Annotated in this window: 14 protein-coding genes; 4 read left to right on the top strand and 10 right to left on the bottom strand. The window is 48.6% G+C overall.

Annotated elements, in window-relative coordinates; genetic code table 11:
• Position 1: 1 nt before the first annotated feature.
• Both ACFYU8_RS12790 and ACFYU8_RS12785 read right to left on the bottom strand, forming a co-directional pair.
• Positions 2–175, bottom strand: a complete 174-nt coding sequence (locus ACFYU8_RS12790) for a hypothetical protein (protein ID WP_390299154.1) — start codon at positions 173–175, stop codon at positions 2–4.
• On the bottom strand, positions 135–1,463 hold the full coding sequence (locus tag ACFYU8_RS12785; RefSeq protein ID WP_390299151.1) for an ATP-binding protein: 1,329 nt from the start codon (positions 1,461–1,463) through the stop codon (positions 135–137). The genes ACFYU8_RS12790 and ACFYU8_RS12785 overlap by 41 nt, the downstream gene beginning before the upstream one ends.
• Positions 1,464–1,774: 311 nt before the next feature.
• Here ACFYU8_RS12785 and ACFYU8_RS12780 point away from each other — a divergent pair, with 311 nt between their 5' ends.
• The 3 genes from ACFYU8_RS12780 to ACFYU8_RS12770 all read left to right on the top strand — a co-directional run bounded on the left by ACFYU8_RS12780 (position 1,775) and on the right by ACFYU8_RS12770 (position 5,810).
• Positions 1,775–2,887 carry an RNA-guided endonuclease InsQ/TnpB family protein gene (locus tag ACFYU8_RS12780; protein ID WP_390299148.1) on the top strand — a complete coding sequence of 371 codons (1,113 nt, stop codon included), beginning with the start codon at positions 1,775–1,777 and terminating at the stop codon, positions 2,885–2,887.
• A gap of 168 nt (positions 2,888–3,055) precedes the next feature.
• Positions 3,056–5,548 carry a U32 family peptidase gene (locus ACFYU8_RS12775; RefSeq protein WP_390299146.1) on the top strand — a complete coding sequence of 831 codons (2,493 nt, stop codon included), beginning with the start codon at positions 3,056–3,058 and terminating at the stop codon, positions 5,546–5,548.
• A gap of 31 nt (positions 5,549–5,579) precedes the next feature.
• Complete coding sequence (locus ACFYU8_RS12770) at positions 5,580–5,810, top strand: DUF1128 domain-containing protein (RefSeq protein WP_015892616.1); 231 nt, start codon at positions 5,580–5,582, stop codon at positions 5,808–5,810.
• A gap of 65 nt (positions 5,811–5,875) precedes the next feature.
• Here ACFYU8_RS12770 and ACFYU8_RS12765 read toward each other — a convergent pair whose 3' ends face one another.
• The 3 genes from ACFYU8_RS12765 to fabF all read right to left on the bottom strand — a co-directional run bounded on the left by ACFYU8_RS12765 (position 5,876) and on the right by fabF (position 8,831).
• Complete coding sequence (locus ACFYU8_RS12765) at positions 5,876–6,949, bottom strand: DUF4179 domain-containing protein (protein ID WP_390299143.1); 1,074 nt, start codon at positions 6,947–6,949, stop codon at positions 5,876–5,878.
• The gene (locus tag ACFYU8_RS12760; protein WP_390299140.1) at positions 6,924–7,472 is read right to left on the bottom strand and encodes a sigma-70 family RNA polymerase sigma factor; all 549 of its coding nucleotides are present in this window, start codon (positions 7,470–7,472) and stop codon (positions 6,924–6,926) included. Before ACFYU8_RS12760 ends, ACFYU8_RS12765 begins: the two co-directional genes overlap by 26 nt.
• Before the next feature lie 126 nt (positions 7,473–7,598).
• Positions 7,599–8,831, bottom strand: a complete 1,233-nt coding sequence (fabF, locus tag ACFYU8_RS12755) for a beta-ketoacyl-ACP synthase II (protein ID WP_390299137.1) — start codon at positions 8,829–8,831, stop codon at positions 7,599–7,601.
• A gap of 134 nt (positions 8,832–8,965) precedes the next feature.
• Here fabF and ACFYU8_RS12750 point away from each other — a divergent pair, with 134 nt between their 5' ends.
• Positions 8,966–9,829 carry a helix-turn-helix transcriptional regulator gene (locus ACFYU8_RS12750; RefSeq protein WP_390299134.1) on the top strand — a complete coding sequence of 288 codons (864 nt, stop codon included), beginning with the start codon at positions 8,966–8,968 and terminating at the stop codon, positions 9,827–9,829.
• A gap of 351 nt (positions 9,830–10,180) precedes the next feature.
• On the opposite strand, the gene cimA is transcribed toward ACFYU8_RS12750, so the two are convergent.
• The 5 genes from cimA to ACFYU8_RS12725 all read right to left on the bottom strand — a co-directional run bounded on the left by cimA (position 10,181) and on the right by ACFYU8_RS12725 (position 16,351).
• Positions 10,181–11,803: a citramalate synthase gene (gene cimA / locus ACFYU8_RS12745; protein WP_390299131.1), complete on the bottom strand. Its 1,623-nt coding sequence runs from the start codon at positions 11,801–11,803 to the stop codon at positions 10,181–10,183.
• A gap of 119 nt (positions 11,804–11,922) precedes the next feature.
• The gene (locus ACFYU8_RS12740) at positions 11,923–12,762 is read right to left on the bottom strand and encodes an alpha/beta hydrolase (protein ID WP_390299128.1); all 840 of its coding nucleotides are present in this window, start codon (positions 12,760–12,762) and stop codon (positions 11,923–11,925) included.
• Positions 12,763–12,862: 100 nt separating this feature from the next.
• Complete coding sequence (locus ACFYU8_RS12735) at positions 12,863–13,969, bottom strand: YheC/YheD family endospore coat-associated protein (protein WP_390299125.1); 1,107 nt, start codon at positions 13,967–13,969, stop codon at positions 12,863–12,865.
• Positions 13,970–14,086: 117 nt separating this feature from the next.
• Positions 14,087–15,277 carry a M20 metallopeptidase family protein gene (locus tag ACFYU8_RS12730; RefSeq protein WP_390299122.1) on the bottom strand — a complete coding sequence of 397 codons (1,191 nt, stop codon included), beginning with the start codon at positions 15,275–15,277 and terminating at the stop codon, positions 14,087–14,089.
• Positions 15,278–15,352: 75 nt separating this feature from the next.
• Positions 15,353–16,351, bottom strand: coding sequence for a histidinol phosphate phosphatase domain-containing protein (locus ACFYU8_RS12725; RefSeq protein WP_390299119.1), 999 nt, complete (start codon positions 16,349–16,351; stop codon positions 15,353–15,355).
• Positions 16,352–16,420 lie beyond the last annotated feature (69 nt).

The raw sequence follows: 16,420 nt of genomic DNA, 5'->3' as shown, positions 1-16,420 counted from the left end.
TCTATTCCCCTTCGTTCGGGAGCCTTCGCTGTTCTTCTCGTTGCTGCCATTCTCTCAGCTCGCTTTTCAATTGATAGAGCTCTGCACGTGTTTCGAGCTTAAACGCTTTTAGTTCGCTTCTGATTACAGCCAACTCATGAAAGAGTCGGTCCCACATCTCTTGATCTTTGTCCATGTTCGCCTCCTTTTCCGGTCATATACATAGCAGGCAGTTGAATCGTCACCTGTGTTCCGTGTCCTCGTTCACTCTGAAAGTGGATCGTCCCTTTCATCGCCTCAATAATCCGACAGGTTACCATCAATCCGAGACCTGTCCCTTTTTCTTTTGTGGAATAAAAAGGCAACCCGATCTGGTCAATCTGCTCCTGCGTCATCCCCTCTCCCTCATCCTTGATGGAAATCACATGATAGTTCCCGGCTGCTTGTACGGTGACATGCAGTACGCCTCCCTGGTCCATCGATTCGATGCCGTTTTTCATCAGATTCATCAAGGCTTGCTTCAGCTTGACGGCATTGCTCTCCACGAATAGACCAGGCTCTGTCTCACAGTGAATTTCTACGCGGTTCATGACGCTGTAGGACGACATGATAGCAGTGACTTCTTTCACCGTATGCGCAATCTCCAGTCGCTCCAGCGTCTCAGAATGAGGCTTGGCCAGATTTAAATAGTCGGAAATAATAAATTCAGCCCGATCGAGTTCATTTAAGACCAATCGGATGTATTCAGTGTTTTTCGGATTCGTCTCCTCACGCAACAATTGGACAAAGCCTCGTACGACCGTGAGTGGATTGCGCACTTCATGGGCAACACTTGCTGCTAGCTCGCTGATCAAGTTCAGCTTTTCCGAGCGTTCGACTTGCTTGCGGATAATATGGGATTCTCGAATAAACTCGATGAAATAAACGGCTCCACCTTGTACGATCAAACTAAGGTAACCAATTTCCACTAGCGGCTCCAGATAATCGTTAATGATGGACACCGGGGATCCTCTCCAGATCAAAACAGCCATCCCTCCACCGATGATGGACAGTTGCTTCAAGCATCCGATCAAGAGAACGACCGTCAGTTTTTTTCGCAAAGAGTATCCATACCAACGATTGACCAACAAAAAAGGTATGATCACGTAGAACATCGTTCCCAGAATGGTCATGAGAACGACATCGCCATCCAGAACGATCCTTACGACAAACATCACGAAAATCGTCAAAATGCCCGGGATATACCCCGCGTATAAAATGGTAATAATGATCGGTATCGAGCGTAAATCGTACGCCATACCATTACTGAGTTGTACTGGAAAGCTCATAGCAAAAATGACACTGATCGAGCTACAAACGATAACCATTGATGACTTGACACTCATCTTGTTTGAGGTTGATCGCCCCAGCCAAACGTTTCTATACAGCAAAACAGGGACGATAACAAACAGTAACTGCAGCAAAATGTCTTTGATGATTAGCATATATCGGTTCCCCTGGCTTGTAGAATATTTCGATTTTTCTTACAGAATAACATCCCTAGGTGTCTTTCTGAAAGGTACATTTTCAACATCTGGCAGAAAGGATGTTTTTGTTGCGGTGACCTGCACATTTCCCTATGATGAAGAAGAGCTTGTTGAAAAACTTGGAGGTTGTTAACTAAGCTATTCATTATTAAAAACTATGTATTCCTGTATACCCTTCTTCCATGTATAGTACGTCATTCGGAGTACAGTCTAATGCCTTGTTATTCATCTTATATTTCACGGTATAACTAAAGGCGGCGATACCAATAATGATACTCGCAATGAAAGTTAGATTGAAACCCACTCCCGAACAAGAAAATCAGTTATGGAAGTCGGCTGGAACGGCTCGTTGGGCATACAATTGGACGTTGGCCAGGCAGGAAGAAAACTACCGAAACGGTGGTAAGTTCTTACCCGATACTATTCTCCGTAAAGAACTGACACAGGTAAAACTGTCTAAGGATTATGTTTGGTTGTACGATGTTTCCAATGATGTAACTAAACAAGCAGTCAAAGATGCTTGTGATGCTTATAAAAAATTCTTCAAGAAACAAGCTCATAAACCTAGATTTAAAAGCAGAAAAAAGTCAAAACCCTCCTTTTACAATGACAATGTGAAATTGAGGGTAAAAAAAGGTCTCGTCTTCCTTTTGAAAGTAGGATGGGTTCGTACCTCAGAACAAATTCCTGTGGATACAACGTATATAAATCCTCGCATCTCATTCGATGGGAAATACTGGTATCTATCCGTCAGCATTGAACAAGAGGTAGAGAAGCCTACTTTAACTAATGAAGTCATTGGCATTGACTTAGGTTTAAAAGAGCTTGCGGTTTGTTCTAACGGAATGACCTTTCAAAATATCAACAAGACAAAACCTGTAAAGAAAGCAGAGAAACGTTTACGGAGGTTGCAACGTAAAGTCTCTCGCCAATACGAGATGAACAAGGAGGGAAACCGTTTTGTCAAAACGTGCAACATTGTAAGAGTGGAAAAATCCATTCGTTTGCTCAACCGAATACTAACAAATATCCGTACCAATCACATCCATCAAGCTACGAATGCTATCGTGAAAACCAAACCTGGCACTGTAGTGATGGAGACTTTGAAAATCGCCAATATGATGAAGAATCGTCATCTGTCCAAAGCTATCGCACAACAGAAATTGCACGAGTTTAAACGACAACTGAAATACAAGTGCGAGAAATATGGCATTTGCTTCATACAAGCAGACAAATGGTATCCTTCATCGAAGACCTGTTCAAATTGTGGTCAAATGAAAAAAGACCTAAAACTGTCAGATCGGGTTTTCAGATGTGATTGTGGGCTAGAAATAGATAGAGACCTTAACGCATCTATCAACTTAGCCAAATTAGCAAGCTGACACCAACAAGTTATTGCTAATGTGTACGGTTCGTTGTACCGGAATTTACGCCTGTGGAGTGTCTTACCAAATGCAAGTAGCCTTGGCAAAAGCAGACACAAAGAAACAGGAAGCAAACAAAGGGTTGGTGGATTTTTACAATCGTTTGGCAACGGTAATGACATACACATGCGAAATGGTATAAAACGTGAAGATATCGAGCTGTTGGCACCTGCTGGTAACTGGGATTGTTTGAAGGCAGCCGTGGCTAACGGAGCCAATGCAATATTTTTTGGAGTAGAAAAGTTCAACGCGCGTGCGCGTGCTGAGAACTTCCATATGGCGGAACTGCCAGAGATTATGGCTTATTTGCACATGTACGGGGTAAAGGGCTTCCTTACCTTTAATATTCTCGTATTTGAAAATGAACTAGAGGATGCACGCGAGCTGATAGACGCCTGTATCCATGCTGGAGTGGACGCTGTGATCGTACAAGACCTCGGTCTTGTAAAGATGATCCGCGAAATTTCTCCAGACTTCCCGATTCACGGCTCTACACAAATGACGATTACTTCGCCGGAAGCGGTGGAGTTCACGAAGCCGTTTGATATGGAACGCGTCGTACTCGGTCGTGAGAATTCATTAAAAGAGATCAAAAAAATCGGAGAAAAAGCAAAGCTGCCGATGGAAGTTTTCGTCCACGGTGCCTTGTGCGTTTCTTATTCCGGACAATGCCTGACCTCGGAAATGTGGGGAGGACGCTCGGCAAACCGCGGGGAGTGTGCTCAAGCCTGTCGCTTGCCGTATGACCTGATGGTAGACGGTGTGCAAAAGGAAATGGGGAATATCGCTTACGTGCTGTCCCCAAAAGACTTGGCTGCCATCGATTTGGTTCCTGAGTTGATCGAGGCTGGCGTGACTTCCTTTAAAATCGAAGGACGCCTCAAAACACCTGAATATGTAGCAAACGTAGTTAGCAAATATAATGCAGCAATTGATCGCTATTTTGCAGGTCAAGATACAGGGCCATCTGAAGTGGAAGTTCGTGAACTGCAACAGAGCTTTTCTCGTGGCTTTACCCATGGCTTCTTGACCGGGACAAACAATCGCGAGCTCGTGGACGGATCGTTCCCGAAAAGCCGTGGTGTCTTTTTAGGAAGCGTGAAAAAGTTCGTTGGGAACGGGGTTCTCGTCGAAATTAACGCCCCTATCAAACGAGGCGACGGTATCGTATTCGACGCTGGTGATCCAACGCAAAAAGAAGAAGGCGGCCGTATTTACGATATTTTGTCACGCGGCACAAAAGTAGAAGGCGAAGTAACAAAAGGCTTATACGAAATCGTGATGGGACGTAATGACGTCAATCTGAAGCGTCTCCACGTTGGTGACCGCGTATGGAAGACGAGCGATCCTGAGTTGGATCGTCGCCTGCGCAAAACGTTCGAGACGGAAAAGCCGTATCGCACCTTCCCACTGTCCGTTCACGTAAGCGGCAAGTTGGGTGAAAAGCTCAATGTCACTTGGGTGGATAAACAGGCAAATCACGCTGTCAGTGTTCCTTCGGAGGTACTGCTGGAAACTGCTTTGAAGCGTCCTCTGACGGCTGAGTTGCTGCACGATCAACTCAGCCGTCTGGGGGGAACCATTTTCCATCTGGAGGCCGGCGATCTGACTGTCGATCTCGACGGGGAACTCATTGTTCCTGTCAGCGAATTGAACCGGATGCGCCGTGACGCGGTAGAACAACTCGTGTTCCTGCGTTCTAAGCCACCTATTTATCACCATCACGATATCAATGTATACGCGGATGCACCGAAGAGCCAACCAGTGGAAAAACCGCTCCTGACAGCTCTGTGCCGCTCTCTTGAGCAGTTGGAAGCAGCTGCACAAACAGATGTGGACTTCCTCTACGCTGACTTTGAATTCGTTAAGCAGTACCCAGAGGGTGTCAAGCTGGCACACAAATACGGCAAAAAGATCGGTATCGCTACCATGCGCATTCATATGCCGGATGAAAACGGTGTCCTTGCCCTGATCGCGAAAAGTAAGCCAGACGCTATTCTGGTGCGTAATACCGGAGCACTCTATTACTACTTGTCTCGTCGTGATGAAATCGACATTCCACTGATTGGCGATTTCTCCTTGAATGTCGCGAACCACAAGGCAGTTGAGCTGTTCCTCGCAACAGGTCTTGAGCGCGTCACGCCATCCTACGATCTGAACATCCAGCAGATGGTCGATCTGCTCAGCCGCTCGAACGCTGCGAACATGGAACTGGTCATCCACCAGCACATGCCGATGTTCCACACCGAGCATTGCGTGTACTGCACATTCATGAGTGAAGGTACTGACCATACGAACTGCGGAACCCCTTGTGAGACTTCCCGCATTTCGTTGAAAGACCGCGTCGGCTTCTCTCACCCAATACGTGTGGATACCGGCTGCCGCAATACCGTTTATAACGCGATTGACCAGTCTGGTGCTGAGTACTTGAGAGAGTTCCGCTCCCTGAACGTCGGGAGCTACCGCATTGAGTTTTTGGAAGAAGAACCAGAGCGCGTGAAAGAAGTAATCAATCTGTATCGCAAAGCATTGTGCGGAGAAGTTAGCGGTACACACGTATGGCGTACCCTGAAGGCAACGAACCAGTTGGGCGTTACACGTGGGCAACTGACGAAATAAATACCAGCTTTACAGAGAGGAGAGAGAAAGTATGGCTGACCTGAATCAACCAACTGTAGAGAACTTGGCGATTATCATCGAAGGCATTAAGGCAAAGCTGAACATGGCGAATACCGCTGTGATGCGTCCAGAGGATTTCGATCTCGTTCATTACGAGGATTTGCTGTACCTGTACAACATGGTGCAGAAAAAAGCGGCGTTTGGTATCAATGAAATGACTGCCATCGTTGAAGAACTAGGTGCGATGAGAAAGCAATCCTAGTTTTTGCCCGGATCAAGTAAAGAAGCGTCGCTCCAGTACGTGGAGTGACGCTTTTTTGTGTGGTTTTATTTTTCCAAGGAAATGGTAAACGTATTGAACTTGATGTTCTTTCCATGCTTTTGTATCGTCTCGATTGCCGATTGGATCAGTGTTTCTTTCCCTTTGCCATCGATTTCGACACCGCCACCGTTTGTAGGCAATGACATATATGGCGTGATCGTTAATTCTTTTACATCCGCTGTCACCGGGTCGAAACGTCTTGTACCCGTGAGATACTCTTTGCCGTCAGACTCTTTACCTTGGCTACCGCCTGAGTAGGCTCCCAGCTCGTTCCCTTTTTCATCAACCACCTTGAATTCCAAATAGCTCGATAAATACCCGATTTCCTCGGTTACTGCCTGGAAGCTCACCACCAGCCCTGCTGGACCCATTGTGACATCCGAAACGGTCAGGTCAATGCCTCCAGCTTGTTGCTGGTGATTAATCGGAATGCGTTTCGTATCTGTGCGTTCACTGATTGGTAGGGAGAAGCTCCACTTCTTTCCGTCCTCCCCCTGGAAGCTCAACCCTAGCTTGAACTCCTGAGGCAAGTCATTAATTGCGTCAATATCGACAATTCCGGTCGCAAGCGTCGGAGTGATTTGTGTTTGCTTGCTGCTTCCTGCGTATCCAAACGATTCCCCGTTCACTGTCAAATCTGGTGAGGAGCCTAAATAATGCTCTCCGACTGCCTCCTTCGTTTCCAATGTGTACCCAATCGTAAAGCGTGTCCCATCATAGTAGACTTCATTGACGGTAATCGCATTGCCTCCTACGCTCTGTGACTCGCCGATGACAGTCGTTAAGCCTTTTTCACTCGCTTGCTTTAATCCGCTGTCACCATAAGTCGCGAATATCGATCCGATCAAAGGCACCTTGGAGACTAGGTTCGCCATCGCTGGTGAGACAGTCGCTGAGCTAAACAAGATACCTACAGCAACGACTGCAGCTCCTGTGCTATAAACCAGCTTCCTTTTGTTTAGGCGTTTTCTTTGTGGCGATGCTTCTCGAACTGTTTTGGTGATAATGTCGTCCAGCTTCTCTGTAGGGACCAGTATGCGATCCACTTGCTCTTTATAGGCATGAATTTTTTCTCTCATCGAAATACTCCCCTTTCAGCTTCTTCCTTAATAGAGTTAGACCTCTGTGTATGTTCGTTTTCACGGTGCCTTCCGGGCAATCTAGCAAGGCTGCGATTTGCTTTACAGAATAGTCCTTATAAAATCGCAGCAAGAGAACCGTTACATACTTTTCTTCGAGCTCTTCCATTGCTTCCAAAAGGTCGATTCGTTCTTCCAGCCTTACACCTTCTGTATCTCGCATATTTTCGATCATGTCTTTACTCAACGAAATTACCTTTCGCTTTTTAGCCAAATAGGCAATCGCCGTGTTGATCAAAATTCGCGTCAGCCATGTCGTAAAGTATTGATCGTCCTTTACGGTTGAAATGGAGATCAAAGCCTTATAGACCGTTTCCTGAAAAACCTCCAGCGCATCCTCTTCGTTGCGCGTGTACACGAAAGCCATCTTGTACAGATTGGCTTTTTCCTGGTGCATGAGCATTTGGAATGCCTCTGAATCACCGGCCTTGGCGCGTGCAACGAGACCAAGCTTTTTGTTCAATCTGTTCCCCCTCCTTTTCTCCCTTGTTAGAGAAATCAGGACTGCAAAACGTTTCATTTTTTTCTATCGACATAAAAAAGCCTGCTCTCACAGTCTACCTGAGACTACGAGAACAGGCTCTAGATGTTACATTTTTTTCAGCACGATGACTGCGTTGTGACCGCCAAAGCCAAAGGAATTGGACATCCCGATGAGAAGCTTAGCTCTGCGGGCTGTATTTGGCACATAGTCCAGATTGCAGTCAGGGTCACGCTCCTGCTGATTGATCGTCGGGGGAATCATTCCTTCTTGAAGGCTCTTAATCAGGGCAATCGCTTCCGCACCCCCTGCTGCACCAAACATGTGACCAGTCATCGACTTGTTGGCGGTAATCGGTACATGGTAAGCATGCTCGCTAAACAGCTTTTTGATCGCCAGTGTCTCGGAACGGTCTCCGATTTCTGTACTGGTAGCGTGCGCACTGATGACATCCACGTCTGTCGTTTGCACCCCTGCTTCCTGAAGGGCCCATTTCATCGCGCGGTAGGGACCGATTCCTTCTGGATGTGTCGCCACCATATGATAGGCATCAGAGCTTGCCCCATAGCCAATCACCTCGGCATATATCCGTGCATTTCTTTTCTTGGCGTGCGTCTCTGACTCCAAAATCACAATACCAGCACCTTCTGCCATCACAAATCCATCCCGTTGGGCATCAAATGGCCGACTCGCTCCTGTTGGATCATCATTTCTCGTTGATAATGCCGTCGCATTGCTAAAGCTGGCGAGAGAAATGTCAGTCACTGCGGCCTCAGACCCTCCTGCGATGACGACATCCGCCCCGCCCGTTCGAATGAGCCGGAAAGCTTCTCCGATGGACGTATTTCCAATCGAGCAAGCAGTGACAGGTGACATCGTCGGACCGTACAGACTGTACTTGATACTGATCATCGCTGCGGCCATGTTGGAGATGAGCATGGGAACCAGCGTCGGACTGATCCGCTCAGGCCCTCGCTCACGCAGGACATCATGCTGCTCAAGCAGTGTCTCTACCCCGCCGATGCCAGAGCCTACATATACCCCGATTCGCTCGCGGTCCAACTGGTCCAGCCGAAGCTCTGCATCCTCTAGTGCTTCTTCGACAGCAGCAAGGGCAAACTGGCAAAAGCGATCCATTCTCCGCGCTTCTTTGCGCCCAAAACGCTCCACCGGATCAAAATCCCGCACCAAGCCTGCGATTTTCGTTTTGTTTCGCGCTGTATCAAAAGTGTCAATATGTGAAATTCCAGACTTCCCTTGCACGAGACTGTTCCAAAACTGATTCACCGTATTCCCTATCGGGGAGATCACTCCCATACCTGTGACAACGACTTTTTCCATGATTAGCCTCCTATTCGAGTGCCTTATGAAAATCATCTTGTCACATACATTATCCTATTACAAGTTGTTATTTATCCTAGTATAATGAGTACTAGTCTAACAAATCTAACCAAGTTAGGAAATGGAGGTGTAGCATGAATCAGCAAACGCGCTTGCAGGCACTATCTACTTTTTTAAAAACGCAGCGCGCCAAAATCCTGCCACAGTCGATCGGGCTGGCTCCTGGGACACGTAGAAGAACACCCGGACTACGAAGAGAAGAAGTTGCTCAGCTCGCGGGGGTTAGCTCCACCTGGTATACATGGCTGGAACAAGGCCGCGACATCAAGGTCTCGCCTTCTGTTCTGGATGCGGTAGCGAGAGCTTTGCAGCTTACCGTCGATGAGCGAAAATATTTGTATGCGCTGGCACTGGAGACTAGCACGGGAGTCGGACAAGGCTTGCAAAAGGATGAACCTCCGAAGATCAATCCTGCCCTAAAACGAATCTTAAAAGAATTGCGCTCCTGCCCAACCATCATTTCAGATCGACGCAGTCATATTGTAGGCTGGAACGAGGCAGCCGCACATGTCTTTCTCGATTTTGAACAAATCCCTTATGAAGAGCGCAATTTGATCCGCCTGGTGTTTACACGGAAGGAATTACGACGGTTTGCCGTTAACTGGGAGCATTTCGTCAGCGGCTTTCTCGCGATTTTTCGCGCCAATTACGGTCAATACGTAGAGGACGAGTGGTACGAGCAGTTTTTGAGAGAAATGCGGCAGGTTCATCCCGATTTTCACGATCTATGGGAGCAAAGCCGTGTCAGCTCAGCCCCGGAGGTTTTACTGGAATTTCGTCATGCCAAGGCAGGAAAAATGCTCTTTCATCTGACCTCGCTGCAGGTTTCCGGGAGCGCGGATTTAAGGTGCAGCATTTACACACCTGACCCGAATTCTGCCACCGAGACGAAGCTGCGGCAGTTGATTGATCGTCCGGTTTCTTCTTCACAACCATAATTAAAAGCTGGTTAGAGTCAACATAGTGGAGGAGAAGAAAAAGCACAGTTCTCTTCGACTCTGACACGCCAGCATGGGGGATTGACTGTCCGTCTCCACTCCCAAAAGGGGACCGTCGAGCCAAAGCCACCCTACGGGCGGAAGTTTCTCAAGGAAGAAGTGTTCGACAAGCGTGGTCCCCTTTTGGAAGTTCCAACTGGGTAGGCGTTGTCAAGGTCTACGAGCTCTGTGCTTTTTCTTCTCACTAGCTTTGTCCGTAGTTCGATGCCTTTTAAAAATTTCATGTCATAACTGCTCCGAGAGAAATAGGAAAACCAGCCCGACGGCATCTGCCCGGGCTGGTTCCCTTTGTTAATGATTCACAATTCCTACTCGCGTCCCTGTAGAAGCAAAGCTTCCGACTTCCTCGCAACCTTCTTTCCATAACAAGTAACGGATACTGTCTGCCAGCGCTTCCCAGCTCGCCTCGATGACGTTGGTCGAGACGCCGACTGTGCTCCATTTTTCGCCGTTGCTCGAGGATTCGATCAGGACACGTACTTTTGCGGCAGTTGCGCCGTTTTCATCAAGGACACGTACTTTGTAATCTTCGAGCTGCATTTTCGCAATGCATGGATAGTAGCCTTCCAACGCTTTTCGCATCGCATTGTCCAGCGCATTCACCGGACCGTTGCCATCAGCTGCCGTATGGACAGACTCCCCATTCACACGCAACTTCACGGTCGCCTCCGACGTGATCGATTGGACGGCTGCCTTTTCCAGCATGATCTTGAAGGAGTCCAGCGTGAACAGGTTTTTCAGCTTGCCGGAGGCTTCCAGCAGCATCAGTGTTAGCGAAGCTTCTGCTCCCTCGTATTGATAGCCTTGGAATTCGCGCTCTTTGATGTGTGTAATGATTTCTCTCGCCTTTTCCCGATCCAGCGAGAGGTCGATCTCCAGCTCTTCCATTTTGGCGAGCAAATTGCTTTGACCAGCGAGCTCCGAAACGAGTACACGACGCTTGTTGCCGATATTCTCCGGCTCAATGTGCTCGTACGTTTTCGGATCGCGCATAACGGCGCTTACGTGAATACCACCCTTGTGAGCAAAAGCACTATACCCGACAAACGGCTGGTTGTTCGGCATCGTCATGTTCGCAATTTCGGCCACATAGCGCGACAGCTGCGTCAGCTCTTGCAATTGATCGCTGCTCACACAGTAATAACCCAGCTTGAGCTGCAAATTCGGAACCACTGAGATCAGGTTGACGTTCCCACAGCGCTCACCGATGCCATTAATGGTTCCTTGTACTTGCTGTGCGCCTGCCTGGATCGCTGCTAACGCATTGGCAACCGCCACTCCGCTGTCATTATGCGGATGAATGCCTACAGGCGTCCGCAGATGGCCCACAGTCGTTTTGACAATATCATAGACTTCATCCGGCATTGTCCCGCCATTTGTATCACAGAGAACAATCCAGTCAGCCCCAGCCTCTTCTGCCGCTTCCAGCACCCGCAATGCGTAGCGCGGATTCGCCTTGTACCCATCGAAGAAATGCTCTGCCAAAAAGAGCGTCGTCAGTCCGTTTTCTTTTAAAAATGCGACCGAATCAGCGACCATGCGCACATTTTCTTCCAACGTCGTCTTGAGAGCATCCGTCACGTGCAAGTCCCATGATTTCCCGAAAATCGCTGTTGCGCCAGCTCCGCTTAAGATCAATGCTTGCAGATTCTCATCATCCGGAGCTGCTATATTCGGTCTACAGGTACTGCCAAAAGCCGTTATCTTTGCGTGTTGCAGCGAAATCTCCCGGATACGCTCAAAAAAAGCCATGTCCTTTGGATTGCTGCCCGGCCAACCGCCTTCAATAAAATCGATACCAAACTGATCCAGCCGCAGTGCGATCTTTATCTTGTCTTCTACCGACAGGCTGATCCCCTCTCCCTGCGTACCATCTCGCAGGGTCGTATCATACAGATACACCTTGCTATTCATGTTTCTTCTCCACCTGTTCTGTTATTTTTCTGAATAATCACATCATTCGAACCGTTAGACGATTCCCAGTATACCACAGCCCAAATGGAAAAGAAAACGCAGGAAAATAGAGGTTTTTCCTATGTCCGTGGGGTGCGGACAAATGCGACAGTTTGCTTGATCGCAGCTTCCAGTGGAGCCGATGTACCTGCAAACGGATGACGCGTGTTAAATGTATGATCTCCGTCTTCTATCCAGTGCAGCTCGCTGCTTTTCGCAGCCTGATGAATTCTTTTTGCACCCTCTACCAGACGGACATAATCTTTTTCTCCTGTAATGATGCACAGCGGTTTCTCCATCGTAGAAACAAGTTCCAAAATATCGTATTGCTGGCGATTGTTGTCCACGTCCTCGATCACGACTCTCGTGATTGGCATATCTTGACCGGTTCGTGCATTCGCTATGTATCCGGCGCCAGTTTCTTCTATTTGTTGGCGCAGCTTCTCGTCGAACAAATCGACATGAGCAATTCCGTTCCAAGTCACAATCCCTGCCACATGCGGGTTGTTTGCTCCGAATAGGATCGCGTCACCGCCGCCCTTGCTGTGTCCCAATACGTACAGCTTGGTTTTGTCCACATGATCGGGTAAAGAAAGCTCGCCTGACAATATCCGTTCCGTCAAGGCTTGCAAATCAGCCAGTTCACGCGCATACGTATTGCGCCCGAATTTCTCCAGCTCGTCGAACTCGGTCAAGCTCTCGCCTACGCCATTGCAGCTAAAGTTAAAGCGAATCGTGGTAACGCCTTGCTTTGCCAGCTCATCGGCTACGTAGGGAAAGCTTCCCCAATCCTTGAAGCCCTTAAAGCCATGGCAAAACAGCAGCAGCGGTTGTGCTGACCCTGCTGCTTCCTCCGAATGGATGTCGCCGCGCAGCGTCAACTCCTCGTCGAGTACGATGGAAAATGATTGTTTTTGCATGTGCGTTTCACCTCTTATGCATTTTTTTATTATTATTATTATTATTATGCCGTGTCCACCTCTTAAAAGAAACGAAAATACCAAAAAAAGAGACCTTCCTCTATGGAAGATCCCTCAGTCGCTCAGATTTCTCTTTATTAACAAGATACAACGCATACTCCAACGGCCGTCGAACCGCCATCGCATATCGCTTGTGCTGACGCATCTGCTTGAAAATTTCTCTGCCTGGCTTCGGATTGATTTCGATAATCCAAACCTTCCCATGAACGTCAATCCCCAAGTCAAAGCCAAACTCCATCATCAAGCCAAAATGCTCTTCAATGCGTGTGACTGTTTTGATCGCGAGTTCCTTGCATTCCAACACAATCCGCTCTGCCATTTCCTGACCAAATCGTTTGACCAAAAAAGAAACAGCAGGCAAAGCGGTTCCCCCCCCATGCAAATTCGAGGTAGACGATTGTGTCGGCCCAACGCGAATGCCCATCCCGGTCAAACACCACTGACCCTTCCCGTCCTTTTGCACGAGTAGGCGAGCATCTACTGTTCGCTTGGGAACCAGTGACAGCCGTAGCCCCTGCTGAAGAAAAAACTGCTCGTTTCCGCTCTTTTCATGCTTCATCCAATGCTCCAGCCGCTCGCACACCTCTGTGAGCGTCGCCAGTTTTTCGCAGCTTTTGGCTTGCTGCTTGGTCCTGCCATGCAAAAGGTAGCGACCTGCTTTTTTCTCCACACGCAAAATGCTTCTGCCACCTGAGCCGTTTGTCGGCTTAAGATAAACCAGACGATGATCGGCAAGCATCGTGGCAAGCGTGTTTCTGTCGTAGGGGAGTGTTTCGGGAAGCCACCGCTGAAGCTCTGGATCTTGTATCAAAACCTGATGAACGACATATTTGTTCGAGAAGCGGTTATTCGCATAGCGAAACCAGTCTTGCTTGCGAAATGGCAAATAGGCACGATGCTTGGGCAATGGATAGTAGCGATAACGGTCAATGACGATATCGGGCCAGGCAAAATGCGCTCGTCTCCACTTCGTGCCATCTGGTACATAACCGTTGATCCGCTTTTCTGCAAAACGGACATCTTGTGGGCTAAACAAAAAAACCTCTGCCCCCATTTCTTTTCCTTCCTCTACCAGCCTTCGCAAAAAGCCCGGTTCGACAAAGCCTGATTCTCCTCGGTAGGTCAGTACGCCTATACGTTTTCTCACCGAAAGGCCACTCCCTCCCTTGTTCGATTTTCTAGCTAGCCTCGTATAGCTTATGGTTGAAAGCAAAAAAAGCGCCTTTGTCCTATGTAGGCAAAAGCGCATCTTTCATGAATTTTCCTATTGTTGATGTTCCAAATAGTGCAACGCTGTTCGTCCCAAGAGCTCTCCTGCGATCAGCATGGCATCCTCGTCGATATCAAAACGAGGATGATGATGGGGATATGTCGCCAGTTTTTCCGGATTGCCTGCCCCTACGAACAAGTAAGCGCCGGGCACCTTTTCCAAGTAGTAAGAAAAGTCCTCGCCACCCATCAACGGCTTCATCGATTCCACACGATCAGTTCCAAATGCAGCAATCGCTGCTTCCTGTGCGATCGCTGTTTCTTTTTCATGATTAATGACGGCTGGATATCCTCGATCGTAGACAACCGTAGCGCTGCCTCCCATCATGGCAGCTGTCCCCTCCGCAATTTCTTTCAGGCGCTGCTCCGCACGATCGCGGACGTCTGCCAAAAAGGTGCGGACAGTCCCTGTCAAACGACAGCTATCTGCGATGATGTTCGTACTGTCTCCGCCATGGAACGTCCCCACGGTCACGACTACACTCTCTAACGGGCTGACGTTGCGGCTGGCAATCGTTTGCAGATGACCGACGATTTGTGAACCGATCACAATGGAGTCGACGGTTTCTTCTGGAACAGCACCGTGTCCCCCTTTTCCCTTGATCTCGATGGAAAAGTCGTCCGTATTCGCCATGAGCGGACCTGCACTAATGTACACCTTCCCCACAGGGAACATCGACCAGAGATGAACGCCAAAGATCGCATCGACGCCATCTACAGCACCATCCTGAACCATTTGGGTAGCTCCGCCCGGATTTTCCTCTTCTGCATGCTGAAAGACAAAGCGAATTTCACCGGCAAACTGCTCACGATGTGCTGCCAAAACAGCTGCGAGTCCTAATAGCTGGGAAGTGTGCGCATCATGTCCACATGCATGCATGACGCCGGGTACGGTAGATTTATACGGCACCTCTTTTTGATCCTGAATCGGTAGTGCGTCAAAATCCGCACGCAAAGCGACGACCTTACCCGGGCGCCCTCCGCGCAAAACGCCGATGACTCCTCTTCCGCCAACTCCTGTGCGAACCTCATCAAAGTGAAATCCTCTCAATATTTCGGCAATAAGGGCTGGGGTCTTCTCTTCTTGAAAGGAAAGCTCGGGATGCTGGTGCAGATGACGCCTCCAGCTGATGATTTGCGGTTCCATCTCTTTGAGCAGCTCTTTTAATTGTTCCTGCAAGGCCATGGTTCTTACTCCTCCCACTGGATGCACCATTCTTCTTCCATCATAGCAGAATCATGGGCCAAATGGGGAGCTTGACTAATCCAGCGCAAGCATGCTGCGTTTTCGCTTCTCAAAAACCGCAAAGCTCGTATAGCCTACCCGTTTCAATTGTGCTCGAGCCTCGTCCAACTGCTGACCGACTTGATCAGGTGCAGTAGCGCTAGACGCCAAGGTGATGGGCACCTCATTCTGGAACAGAATCTCCAGAAAACGATAGCTGGGCGAAAATTCTCGGAGCTGACTGGCCAGAACATAGCCTGTATTGATTTCCGTCGCAATCCCTCTGCGCCCAAGAGCACGGGCCACACGCTGATAATACGGCAGTAGTGCAGTTTCATCCGGTCGCACACCAAACGCTTTGATGCCATCGATATGCGCAATGACATCGAATAATTGCGATTCGATCGCCTGCTCCAGCTTATCAAAATAAAGACTGTACAAACCGATGAGCTCCTGTCTTCCAAACCGTTCTCGTGCATCTTGGATCGAATAGCCCCAGCCTTCCAGAAAATGCACGGACCCTATGCACACATCCCAAGGATATTGATTGATGACATGCCGCAGTGTCTCTTCTCCACCTGAAAAATAATCCAGTTCAATCCCGACACGCAGCTCAATCCCGTCTTCTGCCCAACGAAGCCGTTCTTTTTGCAGGAAAACAACAAAGCTGTCCAGTGACTCGTTTGCGACCTGACTCAGCCATCTGCGCTGTGCTGTCCCCAAGCGATCAGAGCCGATGTGCACATACTGTTCGTAGTACGGCCGATACTCAAGAAAACGGTATAAGTGCTCCACCACGCAAACTTGCTGAATCCCCGCCTGTTTGGCACGTAATCGATACAATTCAAGCCAATCCCTTGAATACGGGCCTTGTTGAAGGCGTTCTGCCAACCCAGTCGTCAGCTTACTCGCCCATTTTCGGCTCCCCATCACTTCGTCGTGCTCCACGAGGGGGCGCAATGATTCCGCTTGCTTGAGCAACCAGTCCAGCGAATACGGCCCTTCCTCCAGATGGACGTGAAAGTCTACCTTCATCCCGATCACCTCCTTGGGTTCGTCCCTGCTATTTTCTATCGTTTATATGCATGTGAGTCCATACATATG

Source organism: Brevibacillus sp. NPDC003359 (assembly GCF_042878995.1).
In the GTDB taxonomy this organism is placed as follows: domain Bacteria; phylum Bacillota; class Bacilli; order Brevibacillales; family Brevibacillaceae; genus Brevibacillus.
The sequence above is the reverse complement of the archived record's forward strand: the minus strand, read 5'-3'. Positions and strand labels throughout refer to the sequence as shown.